The sequence below is a fragment of the Enterobacter nematophilus genome (assembly GCF_026344075.1).
Lineage (GTDB): Bacteria > Pseudomonadota > Gammaproteobacteria > Enterobacterales > Enterobacteriaceae > Enterobacter > Enterobacter nematophilus.
The window spans coordinates 263,868-282,438 of record NZ_JAPKNE010000002.1 but is presented as its reverse complement, the minus strand read 5'-3'; the positions used below and the strand labels follow the sequence as shown (position 1 = coordinate 282,438).

Annotated in this window: 11 protein-coding genes; 8 read left to right on the top strand and 3 right to left on the bottom strand. The window is 60.5% G+C overall.

What is annotated here, in order from left to right:
* Positions 1-8: 8 nt before the first annotated feature.
* Together dcd and udk are read right to left on the bottom strand one after the other, a co-directional pair.
* Positions 9-590, bottom strand: coding sequence for a dCTP deaminase (gene dcd / locus OSH03_RS07995; protein ID WP_020883257.1), 582 nt, complete (start codon positions 588-590; stop codon positions 9-11).
* Between the two features lie 91 nt (positions 591-681).
* Positions 682-1,323 carry a uridine kinase gene (gene udk, locus OSH03_RS07990; protein WP_008500855.1) on the bottom strand — a complete coding sequence of 214 codons (642 nt, stop codon included), beginning with the start codon at positions 1,321-1,323 and terminating at the stop codon, positions 682-684.
* 343 nt (positions 1,324-1,666) lie between these two features.
* On the opposite strand from udk, the gene OSH03_RS07985 reads away from it, so the two are divergent.
* Entirely contained in the window at positions 1,667-4,996 is a 3,330-nt protein-coding gene (locus OSH03_RS07985; RefSeq protein ID WP_253542751.1) for a diguanylate cyclase, read from the top strand.
* On the opposite strand, the gene alkA is transcribed toward OSH03_RS07985, so the two are convergent.
* Positions 4,961-5,833: a DNA-3-methyladenine glycosylase 2 gene (gene alkA / locus OSH03_RS07980; protein ID WP_266178769.1), complete on the bottom strand. Its 873-nt coding sequence runs from the start codon at positions 5,831-5,833 to the stop codon at positions 4,961-4,963. The genes OSH03_RS07985 and alkA overlap by 36 nt on opposite strands.
* A 130-nt stretch (positions 5,834-5,963) precedes the next feature.
* Here alkA and yegD point away from each other — a divergent pair, with 130 nt between their 5' ends.
* From yegD to baeR, 7 genes are all read left to right on the top strand, one after another.
* Entirely contained in the window at positions 5,964-7,316 is a 1,353-nt protein-coding gene (gene yegD / locus OSH03_RS07975; RefSeq protein WP_266178768.1) for a molecular chaperone, read from the top strand.
* Between the two features lie 181 nt (positions 7,317-7,497).
* On the top strand, positions 7,498-8,700 hold the full coding sequence (locus OSH03_RS07970) for an MdtA/MuxA family multidrug efflux RND transporter periplasmic adaptor subunit (RefSeq protein ID WP_266178767.1): 1,203 nt from the start codon (positions 7,498-7,500) through the stop codon (positions 8,698-8,700).
* A complete protein-coding gene (locus OSH03_RS07965; RefSeq protein WP_266178766.1) occupies positions 8,700-11,822 on the top strand; it encodes an MdtB/MuxB family multidrug efflux RND transporter permease subunit in 3,123 nt (1,040 codons plus the stop codon). Before OSH03_RS07970 ends, OSH03_RS07965 begins: the two co-directional genes overlap by 1 nt.
* A complete protein-coding gene (gene mdtC, locus OSH03_RS07960; protein WP_266178765.1) occupies positions 11,823-14,900 on the top strand; it encodes a multidrug efflux RND transporter permease subunit MdtC in 3,078 nt (1,025 codons plus the stop codon).
* Positions 14,901-16,316, top strand: a complete 1,416-nt coding sequence (gene mdtD, locus OSH03_RS07955; RefSeq protein ID WP_266178764.1) for an MFS transporter — start codon at positions 14,901-14,903, stop codon at positions 16,314-16,316. It abuts the gene before it with no gap.
* Positions 16,313-17,716 (top strand): envelope stress sensor histidine kinase BaeS, encoded by a 1,404-nt coding sequence (gene baeS / locus OSH03_RS07950; protein ID WP_061097656.1) that lies wholly within the window; start codon positions 16,313-16,315, stop codon positions 17,714-17,716. The genes mdtD and baeS overlap by 4 nt, the downstream gene beginning before the upstream one ends.
* Complete coding sequence (gene baeR, locus OSH03_RS07945) at positions 17,713-18,435, top strand: envelope stress response regulator BaeR (RefSeq protein WP_024908120.1); 723 nt, start codon at positions 17,713-17,715, stop codon at positions 18,433-18,435. Before baeS ends, baeR begins: the two co-directional genes overlap by 4 nt.
* The last annotated feature ends 136 nt before the right edge of the window (positions 18,436-18,571 follow it).

Below are 18,571 nucleotides of genomic sequence, written 5' to 3'. Positions count from 1 at the left end.
ACTAACGATCAGTCTTTATCAATACGGCTGGCAACCGCACCCTGCTGGTCGCGGTATTTTGCGTCCTGGCGGCGGTTATAAGGCCGGTCTGCCGGGCCTGTCAGCGGTTCAAAGCTTAACGCACCAATCATCATTCCGGGGCGCAGCGCCAGCGGCAGCTTGCCGGCGTTGAAGAACTCCAGCACGATACGGCCGGACCAGCCTGGGTCGATACGGTGCGCGGTCACGTGAACCATCAGGCCCAGGCGTGCCAGAGAAGAACGGCCATCAAGCCAGCCGACGAGATCCGCAGGCAGGGTCACGGATTCATACGTCACCGCCAGCGCCAGTTCACCCGGGTGCAGATAAAAAGCTTCGCCTTCGTCAATGACGATTTCATCACTCATGACGCGATCGAGCGCGGCGCTGACTTCATCCTTCGGCCCGCTGAGGTCGATGAATGGCGCAGTATGGCCACTAAAGGTGCGGAATTTATTCCCCAACCGTACGTCAACGGTCACCCCATTGATACGCTCCACGGGGGGACGCGGGGTAATAGACAAGCGGCCTTCATCCAGCCAGGCTTCAATATCACGATCGCAAAGACGCATGGCACTTTCTCCTTTCATGCATCGTACCCTGAGGCCTTAAACACTCAGGGTAAAACCAGGTTATCTCTGAACGGTACACAATTCGCGCGGCTTATTCAAAAAACTGGCTGATTTTCGCTTTTAAGATATCAATCGCAATGCGGTTTTTGCCCCCGCGAGGCACGATGATATCGGCGTATTGTTTGGATGGTTCAATAAACTGCAGGAACATCGGACGCACCGTTTTCTGGTATTGCGCCATGACGGAGTCCATCGAACGACCGCGCTCGTTAACGTCACGCTTGATGCGGCGCATCAGGCAGATATCCAGCGGGGTATCGACGAAAATGGAGAAGTTCATGGATTCACGCAGGCGAGCGTCGGTCAGGAGCAGGATGCCTTCAAGGATAATGACCTTCTTCGGCTCGATGCGGATCGTTTCCTGGGTTCGGGTGTGTTCTACGTAACTGTAAACGGGCAGCTCAATGGCCTGGCCGCTCTTTAGGGCTTCTAAATGCTGGAACAGTAAACTGTGATCCATCGCATTCGGGTGGTCGTAGTTGGTTTTTACGCGCTCTTCCATCGACAGATGGGATTGATCTTTGTAATAGCTGTCTTCGGGAATGACGCCGATATGCTCATCACCTACTTGTTCACGCAGTTCGCGATAAAGCGTACTGGCAATTAGACTTTTACCTGAAGCCGATGCGCCGGCGATGCCTATAATGACGCACTGATGAGACTTATCAGTCATAAATTTAGCGACCTGAATAACCTGGATGTTAAGGAAGGACGACGCCGGAGCGTCAAACGCGGCAATTATAGGGATTTCGCGGGCGTGATACCAGTCGAATGCGCAGGTTCTGCGAGACGGGCTGAAAAGTGGCACATTGCTCCCTGAGAGAAATTTTAATGGCCGTTTTTTCAGCGTTTAACAGGGATTTTTTAGCGAGTAACTATTTAATAAGTCTATGATGTCAAATTATGAGCAGTCGCCATATGAATTGTAAATTGTTTGTACTAGCATAAACCAAATTATCAAATTCACTCGTGCGCACTTCTCTCCTGACGGCATGGCGTCTCTGGATAAAGCGGTAATGAATAAACAATACCAGCGGGTTTTGGTTACCACCCCACATCCTTTATTACGACTTGTCTGTCTGGGCCTGGTCACCTTTATCTTTACCTTATTTTCGCTGGAGCTTACCCGCTTCGGTACCCTGCTGGCGCCGCTCTGGTTTCCTACCGCCATTATGATGGTGGCGTTTTACCGCCATGCGGGAAAAATGTGGCCCGGGATTGCCCTGGCCTGTTCATTCGGCAATATTCTGGCCTCGTGGATGGTGTTCTCCTGGGCGTCGATAAACCTCACCTACGCCGCAATAAACATTATTGAGGCCGTCATCGGTGCCGTGTTACTGCGCAAGCTGCTTCCGTGGTACAACCCGCTGCAAAATTTAAACGACTGGATCCGCCTGGCCATAGGCAGCGCGCTGGTGCCGCCGCTGGTGGGCGGTATTCTGATGACGCTTCTGATCCCCGGCCCTGAGCCGCTGCGTAATTTCATCGTCTGGGTGCTATCTGAATCCATTGGCGCGCTGGCGCTGGTGCCGCTGGGGCTGCTGTTTAAATCCCATTACCTGCTCCGCCACCGTGACCCGAGATTGCTGCTGGAAACGCTGGTCACCATGGCCGTGACGCTGGCGCTCAGCTGGGCATCCATTACCTGGCTGCCGTGGCCTTTTACCTGCGTGATTGTCCTCCTGATGTGGAGCGCCGTGCGCTTGCCGCGGATGGAAGCATTCATGGTGTTTCTGGTTACCGTGATGGTCGTTTCCCTGATGATTGCCCATAACCCTTCGGCGCTGACCACCCAACATGCCGGGCCGATGATGAACGCGCCGTGGCTGCCGTTCCTGATGCTGCTTCTCCCCGCTAACGTGATGACCATGGTGATGTATGCCTTCCGTGCCGAACGCAAACACATCACCGAGAGCGAAGAGCGCTTTCGCAATGCAATGGAGTATTCCGCCATCGGCATGGCGTTAGTCAGCATGGAAGGCCAGTGGCTTCAGGCCAACAAGGCGCTGTGCAATTTCCTCGGTTACAGTCAGACCGAGCTGCAGTCGCTCACCTTCCAGCAGCTCACCTGGCCGGAAGATTTGCATACCGACCTGGAACAGCTGGAGCAGTTGGTCAACGGCGAGATCAACACCTACACCCTCGAAAAGCGCTATTACACGCGCAACGGCGAGGTCGTCTGGGCGCTTCTGGCCGTCTCCGTCGTGCGCCATGCCGACGGCTCGCCGCTCTATTTTATCGCCCAGATTGAAGACATTAACGACCTGAAGCAGACCGAGTGGGTCAATAAACGCCTGATGGAGCGCATTACGCTGGCCAACGAAGCGGGCGGCATCGGCATCTGGGAGTGGGATCTGGAGCCCGACATTATCAGCTGGGATAAGCGGATGTTTGAGCTGTATGAAATTCCGCCGCACATCAAGCCCACCTGGCAGCTCTGGCACGAAAGAATGCTGCCGGAGGATCGCGCCCATGCGGAGCAGGTGCTGCGGGATTCACTGGTCTCTCGTCTGCCGTTTAAGCTTGAATTCCGTATCCGCGTGAAGGAAGGCGTGCGCCATATTCGCTCCCTGGCAAACCGGGTGCTGAATAAAGAAGGTGAAGTGGAGCGTTTACTCGGCATCAATATGGACATGACCGAGGTGAAGGAGCTTAACGAAGCGCTGTTCCAGGAAAAAGAGCGTCTGCACATCACGCTCGACTCCATCGGCGAAGCGGTGCTCTGTACCGATATCGACATGAACGTCACCTTTATGAACCCGGTCGCCGAGAAAATGAGCGGCTGGCTGCAGACCGAGGCCATCGGCCAGCCGATCCTGAAGGTGTTACACATCACCTTTGGGGAACGGGGCCCGCTGATGGAGAACATTCACAGCGGCGATATGTCACGCTCCGATATCGACCAGGACGTAGTGCTGAACTGCCGCACCGGCGGATCGTTTGATATCCACTACAGCATTACGCCACTCAGTACCCTTGACGGGCACAGTATTGGCTCGGTGATCGTTATTCAGGACGTTACCGAGTCGCGCAAAATGCTGCGTCAGCTGAGCTACAGCGCCTCGCACGATGCCCTGACCCACCTGGCAAACCGGGTCAGCTTCGAAAACCATCTCAAACGACTTCTGCAAACCGTTCGCGAGACGCGTCAGCGTCATGCGCTGGTCTTTATCGATCTGGACCGCTTCAAAGCCGTCAATGATACCGCAGGCCATGCGGCGGGAGATGCCCTGCTGCGGGAACTCTCCTCCATGATGTTAACCATGCTTCGCTCCAGCGACGTGCTGGCGCGCCTGGGCGGCGACGAGTTTGGGCTGCTGCTGCCGGACTGCAATATTGAGAGCGCGCGCTATATCACCGGTCGTCTGATCCATACCATCAATGACTATCACTTTATGTGGGAAGGCCGCCTGCACCGGATTGGCGCCAGCGCAGGGATCACGCTGATTGATGAGCATAATAACCAGGCGTCAGAAGTGATGTCGCAGGCGGATATTGCCTGTTATGCCTCGAAAAACAGCGGCCGCGGCATCGTGACGGTGTACGAACCGCAGCAGGAGCGGGATCGGAGCGCGCGCAGCATGATGTCGCTGGACGAACAGTGGCACATGATCAAAGACAATCATCTGATGATGATAGCCCGCAGCGTCGCCTCCCCGCGCATACCGGAAAGCTGTAACTTCTGGCTGGTTTCGCTACGCCTGTGGACCAGCCAGGGTGAAGTCCAGGAGGAGCACGCCTTCCGTTCTGGCCTTGCGGAGCCCGAGCTGCTGCACGCCCTCGACAGACGTATCTTTGGCGAGTTTTTCCGCACCTCTGCCGCGCAGGTCGCCCGTAAAGGAATGGGGGTAGCGCTACCGCTTTCTGCCGCCGGATTAGCCAGCGTAACGCTGGTCGATGAACTCCTCGACCTGCTCGATAACAGCCCTATGCCGGGCCGTCTGCTGCATCTGGTCATCGCGGCCGACGTGGTATGTAACCCGGATGAGAATCTGCAGCGAGGGCTGCAAAAGCTTCGCCAGGCGGGCTGCCGGTTGATCTTCAGCCAGATAGGGCGCGACATGAACGTCTTTACCCACCTGAGCCCGAACATGGCCGATTATCTGATGCTGGATGCCGAGGTGGTGAGCAACGTGTACGGCAATCTGATGGATGAGATGATGGTGACCATCGTTCAGGGCCACGCCCAGCGTCTGGGGATGAAAACCATCGCGGGCCCCTGTAACCAGCCCATCATGATGGATACGCTTTCCGGCATCGGCATTGATTTTATCTATGGCGACACCATCGCCGAGCCGCAGCCGCTGGATCTACTGCTCAACACCAGCTATTTCGCCATCAACTGACGGCGTCCAGCCGTCGGTATACCAGATGTGCAGCAGCGCGTAGGAGCGCCACGGCTGCCAGCGTTCGGCGTAACGACGGATCTGCGCCGGGGTCATCCCGGCGAAGCGTTGCTTAATCAGATAATCATCCGGCAGGAACACGTCTTTCGCCTGCCAGCCGCGCAGGGCCAGGTAATTTGCCGTCCAGCGCCCGATGCCGGGCCGCTGCTGTAGTGCCTTCATGCCCGCCTCAACGTCCTCAGGCGGCGTCAGCGGAAACGTCCCGTCAACAACCGACTGCGCCAGATGAATCAGCGACTCCGCGCGTTTTACCGGCATCCCGAGCGCCTTGAGCGCCAGCGGATCGGCAGCGGCCAGCGCTTGCGGGGAGGGAAAGCAGACATAGCCCGGTGCATCCTTCACCGGCTCACCGCACAGGGCGACAACGCGGGAAGCCAGTTTCGCCGCCATCGCCACGCTCACCAGCTGCCCGAGAATCGCCCGTACGCCCTGCTCGTACGCATCCATCGCCCCCGGCAAACGCAGGCCGGGTCGGGCAGCGCCGAGATCCCCCAGCGTATCCGCGACGCGCTGCGGGTTGCAGGCGAGATCGAACAGGCGCGCGATGCGTTCAAGACACGTCTGCGCAACCGGAAGCAGCCCCGGACTGAGCGTCACGGTCAGCGTATAGGTGGCGATATCCGGCGTCACGCGAAATATCCCCTGATGGCCGTTACAGGCAAAACTGCGCTCGTAGTAGTCGCTCGTGACGGTTTCAATGCCCGTCACCGCACGCGCGCCGAGAAAGCCAAACATCCACTGCCAGTCGTAGGGAGGTTGCCAGGTCAGGGTATACATTATTGCTCCTTTTTTATTCCTCTCAGGATAAACGGAAAAGCGGTGTTTCGCCTTGCTTTCATATTCCTGTTGTCGCCATGCAGACATTTCGTTAAAGTCTCGCCCCTTCTCACCGGCATGGGGATTAATCGTGTTTATTGGATTTGACTACGGTACGGCAAACTGCTCGGTTGCGATTATGCAGAACGGACAACCGCAGCTCCTGAAAATGGAAAGAGAGAGCACGCTGCTGCCGTCAATGCTCTGCGCGCCGACGCGTGAGGCGGTGAGCGAGTGGCTGTTCCGCCACCATCAGGTTCCTGCCACCGCGGCGGAAACCCAGGCGCTGCTGCGTCGGGCGGTCAGCTTCAACCGCGAGGAAGATATCGACGTTACCCCGTCCAGCGTGCAGTTCGGCCTCTCCTCGCTCGGGCACTACATTGAAGACCCGGAAGAGGTCTATTTCGTTAAATCGCCAAAGTCCTTCCTCGGCGCCAGCGGCCTGAAGCCGCAGCAGGTGGCGATGTTTGAGGACCTGGTGTGCGCCATGATGCTGCATATCCGTCATCAGGCGCAGACGCAGGTTTCCGAGGAGATTACCCAGGCGGTGATTGGCCGCCCAATCAACTTCCAGGGGCTGGGCGGCGACGAGGCCAACCAGCAGGCGCAGGGGATCCTTGAACGCGCCGCGCACCGGGCAGGCTTTCGCGACGTGGTGTTCCAGTACGAGCCGGTTGCGGCGGGGCTGGATTTTGAAGCCACGCTGACGGAAGAGAAGCGCGTGCTGGTCGTGGACATCGGCGGGGGAACCACCGACTGCTCGCTGCTGCTGATGGGGCCGCAGTGGCATAACCGTCGCGATCGTGAAAACAGCCTGCTCGGGCACAGCGGCTGCCGCGTAGGCGGTAACGATTTGGATATCGCGCTGGCCTTCAAGAGCCTGATGCCGCTGCTGGGCATGGGCGGGCAAACGGAAAAAGGCATCGCCCTGCCGATCCTGCCGTGGTGGAACGCGATTGCCATCAACGACGTTCCGGCGCAGAGTGATTTTTACAGCACCGCGAACGGGCGCTTCATTAACGATCTGGTGCGCGACGCGCAGGACGCCGAGAAGGTCGCCCTGCTCTATAAAGTGTGGCGTCAGCGCCTGAGCTACCGCGTGGTGCGCACCGCCGAAGAGAGCAAAATCGCCCTTTCGGACCGTCCTGAACATGCGGTCTCCTTGCCGTTTATCAGCGAGGATCTGACCACGGCGATTTCACAGGAGGGGCTGGAGACGGCGCTTGCTCAGCCGCTGCAGCGTATTCTGGAGCAGGTCCAGCTGGCGCTGGAGAACGGCAAAGAGAAGCCGGATGTGATCTATCTGACCGGCGGTAGCGCCCGCTCGCCGCTGATCAAGAAAGCGCTGGCGGAACAGCTGCCGGGCATTCCGATTGCCGGCGGGGATGACTTTGGCTCCGTTACCGCAGGGCTGGCGCGCTGGGCGCAGGTGATGTTTAGCTAGTGTTGTTGCGGTGCGGTCTGATGCCCTCACCCCGGCCCTCTCCCACAGGGAGAGGGAGAAAACCGCGGTGCTACTCTCAGACCATTCCTGACAGTCTTCCATATTTCCTCCATTTTTCCGCTGTGTTAGCTGACTAAACTAGTATCATTCCCCGAAGTATTCAGGATGAGAACGTATAACGATGAAAGGCAGTAACAAATCCCGCTGGGCAATCGCCGCTGGCATCATTGTGGTGGTCCTTGCCGCCGCCTGGTACTGGCACAGTCAATCCGCGAACTCCGCCGCTCCCGCCGGTGCCAATAGTGCACCACAGCGCCCGGCAGGCGGCGGCCGTCACGGCATGCGCGGCGGCGCGCTGGCGCCGGTTCAGGCGGCAACGGCGGTGAGCAAAGCCGTTCCACGTTATCTGACGGGGCTCGGAACCATCACCGCCGCCAACACCGCCACGGTGCGCAGCCGCGTTGACGGTCAGCTCATCGCGATCCACTTCCAGGAAGGTCAGCAGGTTAAAGCGGGCGATCTGCTGGCGGAAATCGACCCGAGCCAGTTTAAAGTTGCCCTCGCCCAGGCGCAGGGGCAGCTCGTGAAAGACAAAGCCACCCTCGCCAACGCCCGTCGCGATCTGGCGCGCTACCAGCAGCTGGTGAAAACCAACCTCGTTTCTCGTCAGGAGCTGGACACCCAGCAGTCGCTGGTCAGCGAAACGCAGGGCACCATCAAAGCCGACGAGGCCGCCGTCGCCAGCGCGCAGCTGCAGCTGGACTGGAGCCGCATCACCGCGCCGATTGACGGACGCGTGGGCCTGAAGCAGGTCGATATCGGTAACCAGATCGCCAGCGGCGACACCACGGGCATCGTGGTGATCACCCAGACCCACCCGATTGATTTAGTCTTTACCCTGCCGGAAAGCGATATTGCGACCGTTATGCAAGCGCAAAAAGCCGGTAAAGGCCTGGTGGTGGAAGCCTGGGACCGCACCAACAAGCAGAAGCTGAGCGAGGGTTCCCTGCTTAGCCTGGATAACCAGATCGATACCACCACCGGCACCATCAAGCTGAAGGCGCGCTTTAACAACCAGGACGATGCCCTCTTCCCGAACCAGTTCGTCAACGCGCGAATGCTAGTCGCTACCGAAGAGAACGCGGTGGTGATCCCCACCGCAGCGCTGCAGATGGGTAACGAAGGAAGCTTTGTCTGGGTGCTGAACAGCGACAATAAAGTGAGCAAGCATCTGGTGAAAACCGGGATTCAGGATAGCCAGACGGTGGTCATCAGCGCCGGGCTCTCCGCCGGCGACCGCGTGGTCACCGACGGCATCGACCGCCTCACCGAAGGCGCGAAAGTTGAGGTGGTTGAACCTGCGAAACAGGGAGCGACCTCCTGATGCAGGTTATGCCCCCGAGCTCTACAGGTGGGCCGTCACGCCTGTTTATCCTCCGCCCTGTCGCCACCACGCTGTTGATGGTGGCGATCCTGCTGGCCGGGATCATTGGCTACCGCTTCCTGCCCGTGTCGGCGCTGCCGGAGGTGGATTACCCCACCATTCAGGTGGTGACGCTTTATCCTGGTGCCAGCCCTGACGTGGTGACGTCCGCCATTACCGCCCCGCTGGAGCGCCAGTTTGGCCAGATGTCCGGGTTAAAACAGATGTCCTCCCAGAGTTCCGGCGGGGCATCCGTCGTGACGCTGCAGTTCCAGCTGACGCTGTCGCTGGACGTCGCCGAGCAGGAAGTACAGGCCGCCATCAACGCCGCCACCAACCTGCTGCCGTCGGACCTGCCTAACCCGCCGGTCTACAGCAAGGTGAACCCGGCGGATCCGCCGATCATGACGCTCGCCGTCACCTCCTCCGCCATGCCGATGACCCAGGTCGAAGACATGGTCGAAACGCGCGTGGCGCAGAAAATTTCTCAGGTTTCCGGCGTCGGCCTCGTCACGCTGGCGGGCGGCCAGCGCCCGGCCGTGCGCGTGAAGCTTAACGCGCAGGCGATTGCCGCGCTGGGGCTGACCAGCGAAACCATCCGCACCGCCATCAGCAATGCTAACGTCAACTCGGCGAAAGGCTCGCTGGACGGCCCCACCCGCGCGGTCACCCTCTCGGCAAACGACCAGATGCAGTCGGCCGACGAATACCGTCAGCTGATTGTGGCCTACCAGAACGGCGCGCCGATCCGCCTGGGCGACATCGCCACCGTGGAACAAGGCGCGGAAAACAGCTGGCTCGGCGCGTGGGCGAACAAGCAGCAGGCGATCGTGATGAACGTGCAGCGCCAGCCGGGCGCCAACATCATCGAAACCGCCGACAGCATTCGCACCATGCTGCCGCAGCTGATTGAAAGCCTGCCAAAATCGGTCAGCGTGAAGGTGCTTTCCGATCGCACCACCAATATTCGCGCGTCGGTCACCGATACCCAGTTCGAGCTGATGCTGGCGATTGCGCTGGTGGTAATGATCATCTACCTGTTCCTGCGCAACGTTCCGGCAACCATTATTCCCGCCGTCGCCGTGCCGCTCTCGCTGGTCGGCACCTTCGCGGTGATGGTGTTCCTCGACTTTTCGATTAACAACCTGACGCTGATGGCGCTCACCATCGCCACCGGGTTTGTGGTGGATGACGCCATCGTCGTTATTGAGAACATCTCGCGCTATATCGAGAAAGGCGAAAAGCCGCTGGCCGCCGCGCTGAAGGGCGCGGGGGAAATCGGCTTTACCATTATCTCGCTGACCTTCTCGCTGATTGCGGTGCTGATCCCGCTGCTGTTTATGGGCGATATCGTCGGGCGGCTGTTCCGCGAGTTTGCCGTGACGCTGGCGGTCGCCATTTTGATCTCCGCCGTGGTGTCGCTGACCCTGACCCCGATGATGTGCGCCCGCATGCTGAGCCACGAGTCCCTGCGCAAGCAAAACCGCTTCTCCCGCGCCTCCGAGCGTATGTTCGAGCGGATTATTGCCGCCTACGGTCGCGTGCTGGCGAAAGTGCTGAACCATCCGTGGGCAACGCTCGGCGTGGCGCTGGGAACGCTGGCGCTCAGCGTGATGCTGTGGATTTTCATTCCGAAAGGCTTCTTCCCCATCCAGGACAACGGCATTATTCAGGGCACGCTTCAGGCTCCGCAGTCGGTCTCCTTCGCGAACATGGCCCAGCGCCAGCAGCAGGTGTCGGAGATCATCATGAAGGATCCTGCGGTGGAGAGCCTGACCTCCTACGTCGGCGTGGATGGCACCAACCCGTCGCTCAACAGCGCGCGTCTGCAGATCAACCTCAAGCCGCTGGATGAGCGCGACGACCGCGTGAACGCCGTCATCGAGCGGCTGCAAAGCGCCGTGGCCCGCCTGCCGGGCGTTGAGCTTTACCTGCAGCCGATTCAGGATTTGACCATCGATACCCAGGTCAGCCGCACGCAGTATCAGTTCACGATCCAGGCTACGTCGCTTGACGCCCTCAGCACCTGGGTGCCGCAGCTGGTGGAAAAACTTAACACCCTGCCGCAGCTCGCCGACGTCAGCAGCGACTGGCAGGACAAAGGGCTGGCGGCCTACGTGAACGTCAACCGCGACACCGCCAGCCGTCTGGGCATTACCATGTCTGATGTGGACAACGCCCTGTACAACGCCTTCGGTCAGCGCCTGATCTCCACTATCTACACCCAGGCGAATCAGTACCGCGTGGTGCTGGAGCACAACACGGAGAACACGCCCGGCCTGGCCGCGCTGGACTCGGTGCGCCTGACCAGCAAAGACGGCGGCATTGTGCCGCTAAGCGCCATCGCCACGGTGGAGGAGCGCTATACCCCGCTGTCGATTAACCACCTGGATCAGTTCCCGTCCACCACCATTTCCTTCAACGTGCCGGACGGTTACTCGCTGGGTGAGGCGGTGGAAGCGATCCAGGCTGCTGAAAAAGCGCTCAGCTTCCCGTCCGATATTCAGACCCAGTTCCAGGGCAGCACGCTGGCGTTCCAGGCCGCGCTGGGCAACACCGTCTGGCTGATCGTCGCGGCGGTAGTGGCGATGTACATCGTGCTTGGCGTGCTGTACGAAAGCTTTATCCACCCGATCACCATCCTCTCTACCCTGCCAACGGCGGGCGTGGGGGCGCTGCTGGCATTGATGCTGGCGGGCAGCGAGCTGGACGTCATAGCCATCATCGGCATTATCCTGCTTATCGGGATCGTGAAGAAAAACGCCATCATGATGATCGACTTTGCGCTGGCCGCCGAGCGCGAGCAGGGCATGTCGCCGCGCGATGCCATCTTCCAGGCCTGCCTGCTGCGTTTCCGCCCGATCCTGATGACCACGCTGGCCGCCCTGCTGGGGGCGCTGCCGCTGATGCTCAGCACCGGCGTCGGCGCGGAGCTGCGCCGCCCGCTGGGTATCGGTATGGTCGGGGGCCTGCTGGTGAGTCAGGTGCTGACGCTCTTCACCACTCCGGTGATCTACCTGCTGTTTGACCGCCTGGCGCTGTGGACCAAAAGCCGTTTCCCGAAACGTGAAGAGGAGGCGTAAGTGAAGTTTTTCGCCCTCTTCATTTATCGCCCGGTGGCGACGATTTTACTCTCCGTCGCCATCACCCTGTGCGGCGTGCTGGGCTTCCGGCTGCTGCCCGTCGCCCCGCTGCCGCAGGTGGATTTCCCGGTAATCATGGTCAGCGCCTCGCTGCCGGGCGCGTCACCGGAAACCATGGCGTCGTCGGTCGCCACGCCGCTGGAGCGTTCGCTCGGGCGGATTGCGGGGGTCAACGAGATGACCTCCAGCAGCTCGCTGGGCAGCACGCGCATCATTCTGGAATTCAGCTTCGACCGGGATATTAACGGTGCGGCGCGTGACGTGCAGGCGGCGATCAACGCCGCGCAAAGCCTGCTGCCGAGCGGGATGCCGAGCCGTCCGACCTACCGCAAGGCCAACCCGTCCGATGCGCCGATCATGATCCTGACGCTGACCTCAGACACCTATTCTCAGGGGCAGCTCTACGATTTTGCGTCGACCCAGCTGGCGCAGACGATCTCACAAATAAACGGCGTGGGTGACGTGAGCGTTGGCGGCAGTTCCCTGCCCGCCGTGCGCGTGGGCCTGAACCCGCAGGCGCTGTTTAACCAGGGCGTGTCGCTGGACGACGTGCGATCCGCCATCAGCAACGCCAACGTGCGTAAACCGCAGGGGGCGATTGAGGACGCTAGCCATCGCTGGCAGATCCACACCAACGACGAGCTAAAAACCGCCGCGGAATACCAGCCGCTGATTATTCACTACAACAACGGCGCGGCGGTACGCCTGAGCGACGTTGCCAGCGTCACCGACTCGGTGCAGGACGTGCGCAACGCCGGGATGACCAACGCTAAACCGGCCATTCTGCTGATGATCCGCAAGCTGCCGGAGGCGAACATTATTGAGACGGTGAACAGCATTCGCGCCCGCCTCCCGGAGCTGCAGGAGACCATCCCGGCGGCAATCGATCTGCAGATTGCCCAGGATCGCTCCCCGACCATTCGCGCCTCGCTTGAAGAGGTGGAGCAAACCCTGATTATCTCCGTCGCGCTGGTGATCCTGGTGGTATTCCTGTTCCTGCGCTCCGGCCGCGCGACGCTGATCCCGGCGGTGGCCGTGCCGGTGTCGCTGATTGGGACCTTTGCCGCCATGTACCTGTGCGGCTTTAGCCTTAACAACCTGTCGCTGATGGCCCTGACGATTGCCACAGGATTCGTGGTGGATGACGCCATCGTGGTGCTGGAGAACATTTCCCGCCACCTTGAAGCGGGCGTGAAGCCGCTGCAGGCCGCGCTGCAGGGCACGCGCGAGGTAGGCTTTACGGTACTCTCCATGAGCCTGTCGCTGGTGGCGGTGTTCCTGCCGCTGCTGCTGATGGGCGGGCTGCCGGGGCGGCTGCTGAGGGAATTTGCCGTCACCCTTTCCGTCGCTATCGGGATTTCGCTGGTGATTTCCCTGACGCTCACGCCGATGATGTGCGGCTGGATGCTCAAGCGCAGCAAACCCCATTCGCAGCCGCGCCGCAAAGGCTTTGGTCGTTTTCTGATGGCGATGCAGGAAGGCTACGGCAAATCGCTGAAGTGGGTGCTGAACCATACGCGGCTGGTCGGGCTGGTGCTGATCGCCACCATTGGGCTCAACGTTTGGATGTACATCACCATCCCGAAAACCTTCTTCCCGGAGCAGGACACCGGCGTGCTGATGGGCGGCATCCAGGCGGACCAGAGCATTTCATTCCAGGCGATGCGCGGCAAGCTGCAGGACTTTATGAAGATCATTCGGGAAGACAACGCCGTGGATAACGTGACCGGCTTTACCGGCGGGTCGCGCGTTAACAGCGGGATGATGTTCATTACCCTTAAGCCGCGCGGCGAGCGCAGCGAAACGGCGCAGCAGGTGATTGATCGCCTGAGGGTGAAGCTCGCCAAAGAGCCGGGCGCAAACCTGTTTTTGATGGCCGTTCAGGATATCCGCGTCGGCGGGCGACAGGCGAACGCCAGCTACCAGTACACGTTGCTCTCGGACGATTTAGCCGCCCTGCGCGAGTGGGAGCCGAAGATCCGCAAGGCGCTGGCCGCCCTGCCCCAGCTGGCGGACGTGAACTCCGATCAGCAGGACAACGGCGCCGAGATGGCGCTCACCTACGACCGCGAAACCATGTCGCGGCTGGGCATTAACGTTGAAGCCGCCAACAGCCTGCTGAACAACGCCTTCGGCCAGCGGGAGATCTCCACCATCTATCAGCCGATGAACCAGTACAAGGTGGTGATGGAGGTGGATCCGCGCTACACCCAGGACATCAGCGCGCTGGATAAAATGTTTGTGATTAACAGCGACGGCAAGGCGATTCCGCTCTCCTACTTCGCCAGCTGGCGGCCGGCCAACGCGCCGCTGTCGGTGAACCATCAGGGGCTTTCGGCGGCGTCGACCATCTCCTTTAACCTGCCCGCCGGTTCGTCGCTTTCCGAGGCCAGCGACGCGATCAACCGCGCGATGACGCAGCTTGGCGTGCCGTCCACCGTGCGCGGCAGCTTTGCCGGTACCGCGCAGGTATTCCAGGAGACGATGAACTCGCAGGTGATTTTGATTCTGGCGGCCATCGCCACGGTCTATATTGTGCTGGGCGTGCTGTACGAGAGCTACGTTCACCCGCTGACCATTCTCTCGACGCTGCCGTCGGCGGGCGTGGGGGCGCTGCTGGCGCTGGAGCTGTTCGGCGCGCCGTTCAGCCTGATCGCGCTCATCGGGATCATGCTATTAATCGGCATCGTGAAGAAAAACGCCATCATGATGGTGGACTTTGCGCTGGACGCCCAGCGCAACGGCAGCCTGTCACCGGAGGAGGCGATCTTCCAGGCCTGCCTGCTGCGTTTTCGTCCGATCATGATGACCACCCTGGCGGCGCTGTTTGGCGCGCTGCCGCTGGTGATATCCGGCGGCGATGGCTCAGAGCTGCGCCAGCCGCTGGGGATCACCATCGTCGGCGGCCTGGTCATGAGCCAGCTGCTGACGCTGTACACCACGCCGGTGGTCTATCTGTTCTTTGACCGCCTGCGGCTGCGCTTTTCGCGTAAAAACAGAACCACGGTGACCGGGTAAATGACTGAGCTTCCCAGCAACGTTCGCTGGCAATTATGGATAGTCGCCTTCGGCTTCTTTATGCAGTCGCTGGATACGACCATCGTTAACACTGCCCTCCCCTCGATGGCGAAAAGCCTGGGGGAGAGTCCGCTGCATATGCATATGGTGATTGTCGCCTACGTGCTGACGGTCGCGGTGATGCTGCCCGCCAGCGGCTGGCTGGCGGACAAAGTGGGCGTGCGGAATATCTTTTTTACCGCCATCGTGCTGTTTACCGCCGGCTCGCTGTTCTGCGCGCAGGCCAGCACCCTCGACCAGCTGGTGATGGCGCGCGTGCTGCAGGGCGTCGGCGGCGCGATGATGGTGCCCGTCGGGCGCTTAACGGTGATGAAGATCGTGCCGCGCGAGCAGTACATGGCGGCGATGACCTTCGTCACCCTGCCCGGTCAGGTGGGGCCGCTGCTGGGCCCGGCGCTCGGCGGGATGCTGGTGGAGTACGCCTCCTGGCACTGGATTTTCTTAATCAATCTTCCTGTTGGCATCATCGGCGCTATCGCCACCCTGGCGCTGATGCCGAATTACAAAATGCAGACGCGGCGCTTTGATTTCTTCGGCTTTATCCTGCTGGCGGCGGGCATGGCGACGCTGACCCTGGCGCTCGACGGGCAAAAGGGGCTGGGCATTTCGTCCCTGACGCTGGGCGCTCTGGTTGCCCTCGGCCTTACCGCCGTTGGATGGTATTTGTGGCATGCGCGTGGGAATGACAAGGCGCTGTTCAGCCTGAATCTGTTTAAAAACCCCACCTACCGCCTTGGCCTGTTCGGCAGCTTCGCCGGACGCATCGGCAGCGGCATGCTGCCGTTTATGACGCCCGTGTTTCTGCAAATTGGCATGGGCTTTTCGCCGTTTCACGCGGGCCTGATGATGATCCCGATGGTGCTTGGCAGCATGGGGATGAAGCGCATCGTGGTGCAGGTGGTGAACCGCTTTGGCTACCGCCACGTGCTGGTGACCGCCACGCTGGGGCTGGCGCTGGTGAGCCTGCTGTTTATGGCCGTGGCGCTGATGGGCTGGTACTACGTCCTGCCGCTGGTGCTGTTCTGTCAGGGGATCGTCAACTCCATGCGCTTCTCGTCAATGAATACCCTGACGCTGAAGGATCTCCCGGACGAGCTGGCGAGCAGCGGCAACAGCCTGCTGTCGATGATCATGCAGCTCTCCATGAGCGTCGGCGTGACCATCGCGGGTTTACTGCTCGGCATCTACGGCCAGCATCACCTCAGCGTCGACACGCCGGTGGCGCATCAGGTCTTTTTATACACTTATCTCAGCATGGCGGTGATTATCGCCCTGCCCGCCGTCATCTTCGCCCGGGTGCCGGATGATACCAGCAAGAACGTCGTGATTAGGCGCGGCAAAAGGAGTGGCTCATGAAATTCTGGCGTCCGGGCATTACCGGCAAGCTCTTTGTGGCGATTTTTGCCACCTGTATCGTCCTGCTGATCACCATGCACTGGGCGGTGCGGGTCAGCTTCGAGCGCGGCTTTATTGACTACATCAAGCATGGCAACGAGCAGCGCCTGCAGGGCTTAAGCGATGCGCTGAGTGAACAGTACGCCCAGCACGGCAACTGGCGTTTTCTGCGCAACAACGACCGCTTTATTTTCCAGATCCTGCGCTCGCTGGAGCACGACACCGGTGACGATCGCCCGGGGCCGGGCATGCCGCCGCACGGCTGGCGCACCCAGTTCTGGGTGATCGACCAGGACATGCGCACGCTGGTGGGCCCGCGCGCGCCGATACCGCCGGACGGCACCCGCCGGGCGATTAAGGTGAATAACGCGACCGTCGGCTGGGTAATCGCCTCGCCGGTGGAGCGCCTGACGCGCAACACCGACATTAACTTTGACCGCCAGCAGCGCCGGACCAGCTGGCTAATCGTCGCCCTCTCTACCCTGCTCGCCGCGCTCGCCACCTTCCCGCTGGCGCGCGGTCTGCTCGCGCCGGTGAAACGGCTGGTGGAAGGCACGCACAAGCTGGCCGCCGGGGATTTCACCACCCGCGTCGACACCCGCAGCCAGGACGAACTGGGCAAGCTGGCGCAGGACTTTAACCAGCTCGCCAGCACGCTTGAGAAAAACCAGCAGATGCGCCGCGACTTTATGGCCGATATTTCCCACGAGCTGCGCACCCCGCTGGCGGTGCTGCGCGGCGAGCTGGAGGCGATTCAGGACGGCGTGCGCCAGTTTACGCCCGAATCGGTGGCCTCTCTGCAGGCGGAGGTGGGCACGCTCACCAAGCTGGTGGACGATCTCCACCAGCTCTCCATGTCCGACGAAGGGGCGCTGGCCTACCAGAAGGCGCCCGTCGATGTGATTAACGTGCTCGAAGTGGCCAGCGGCGCCTTCCGGGAACGGTTTGCCAGCCGCAACCTGAAAATCGATCTCTCCCTGCCGGACAGCGCGGTGGTATTTGGCGACAAAGACCGGCTGATGCAGCTATTCAACAACCTGCTGGAGAACAGCCTGCGCTACACCGACAGCGGCGGCGGGCTGCATATCTCCGGCAGGCAGGAAAACGGACGCTTCGCCCTCACCTTCGCCGATTCCGCCCCCGGCGTGCAGGACGCGCAGCTGGAAAAACTGTTTGAGCGCTTTTACCGCACCGAAGGCTCCCGCAACCGCGCCAGCGGCGGTTCCGGCCTGGGGCTGGCGATTTGCGTTAACATCGTCGAGGCGCATAATGGCACCATTCGCGCCGCCCATTCGCCTTTTGGCGGGGTTAGCATTACAGTAGAGTTACCTCTGGAACGGGATTTATCGAGGGAAGCATGACCGAGTTACCGATTGACGAAAACACGCCGCGCATTTTGATTGTCGAAGACGAACCCAAGCTGGGGCAGCTGCTGATCGACTATTTACGCGCGGCCAGCTACGCCCCGTCATTGATAAGCCACGGCGACCAGGTACTGCCGTACGTGCGCCAGACGCCGCCGGACCTGATCCTGCTGGATCTGATGCTCCCCGGTACCGACGGCCTGACCCTGTGCCGGGAGATTCGTCGCTTCTCCGACGTGCCGATCGTCATGGTCACCGCTAAAATCGAAGAGATTGACCGCCTGCTGGGGCTCGAAATTGGCGCGGACGATTACATCTGCAAGCCCTACAGCCCGCGTGAAGTGGTCGCCCGCGTGAAAACCATTCTGCGCCGCTGCAGGCCGCAGCGCGAGCTTCAGGTGCTCGACGCCGAAAGCCCGCTGATTGTCGACGAAAGCCGCTTCCAGGCGAGCTGGCGCAGCAAGCTGCTGGACCTGACGCCTGCGGAGTTCCGCCTGCTGAAAACCCTCTCCCACGAGCCGGGAAAAGTGTTCTCCCGCGAACAGCTGCTGAACCACCTATATGACGATTACCGCGTGGTGACCGATCGCACCATCGACAGCCATATCAAAAACCTGCGCCGCAAGCTGGAGGCGCTGGACGCCGAGCAGTCGTTTATCCGCGCGGTGTATGGCGTGGGGTATCGGTGGGAAGCGGATGCGTGCAGGATTGCGTAAATAAACACCCCCTCACCCTGCCCTCTCCCCAAAGGGGAGAGGGTGTTTGAGTTCCCTCGCCCCTTTGGGGAGAGGGTTAGGGTGAGGGGCAAAGCTTTACCTGTCTTCTCCGCAGCGCTACAATGCCCGCCCTTAA

Coding starts and splice junctions, on each gene's coding strand:
- baeR (WP_024908120.1), top strand. CDS start 17,713: ATGACCGAGTTACCGATTGACGAAAACACGCCGCGCATTTTGATTGTC.
- OSH03_RS07965 (WP_266178766.1), top strand. CDS start 8,700: ATGCAGGTTATGCCCCCGAGCTCTACAGGTGGGCCGTCACGCCTGTTT.
- dcd (WP_020883257.1), bottom strand. CDS start 590: ATGCGTCTTTGCGATCGTGATATTGAAGCCTGGCTGGATGAAGGCCGC.
- OSH03_RS07970 (WP_266178767.1), top strand. CDS start 7,498: ATGAAAGGCAGTAACAAATCCCGCTGGGCAATCGCCGCTGGCATCATT.
- baeS (WP_061097656.1), top strand. CDS start 16,313: ATGAAATTCTGGCGTCCGGGCATTACCGGCAAGCTCTTTGTGGCGATT.
- OSH03_RS07985 (WP_253542751.1), top strand. CDS start 1,667: ATGAATAAACAATACCAGCGGGTTTTGGTTACCACCCCACATCCTTTA.
- alkA (WP_266178769.1), bottom strand. CDS start 5,833: ATGTATACCCTGACCTGGCAACCTCCCTACGACTGGCAGTGGATGTTT.
- udk (WP_008500855.1), bottom strand. CDS start 1,323: ATGACTGATAAGTCTCATCAGTGCGTCATTATAGGCATCGCCGGCGCA.
- mdtD (WP_266178764.1), top strand. CDS start 14,901: ATGACTGAGCTTCCCAGCAACGTTCGCTGGCAATTATGGATAGTCGCC.